The 251-nt window shown below is 65.7% G+C and carries 1 protein-coding gene; it reads left to right on the forward strand.

What is annotated here, in order from left to right:
- Window positions 1–251: AMP-binding protein (locus tag ACQRAX_RS25715; RefSeq protein WP_427867800.1), on the forward strand; the 251-nt coding region annotated here is incomplete at both ends.

Genomic DNA, 251 nt, shown 5'->3' on the forward strand with positions numbered 1-251 from the left:
TCGATGCTGCAGATGTTCCTGCTCGACGAACAGGTCGCCAGCTGCACCGGCTTGCGCCGGATCATCTGCAGCGGCGAAGCATTGCCGGTGGATGCCCAGACCCAGGTCCTGGCCAAGCTGCCGGCCGCCGCGTTGTACAACCTCTATGGCCCGACCGAAGCGGCCATCGACGTCACCCACTGGACCTGCCGCGAGGAAGGCCGCGACAGCGTGCCGATTGGCCAGCCAATCGCCAACCTGCAGACCTACGT

The sequence above is a fragment of the Pseudomonas sp. UM16 genome (assembly GCF_050312595.1).
Lineage (GTDB): Bacteria > Pseudomonadota > Gammaproteobacteria > Pseudomonadales > Pseudomonadaceae > Aquipseudomonas.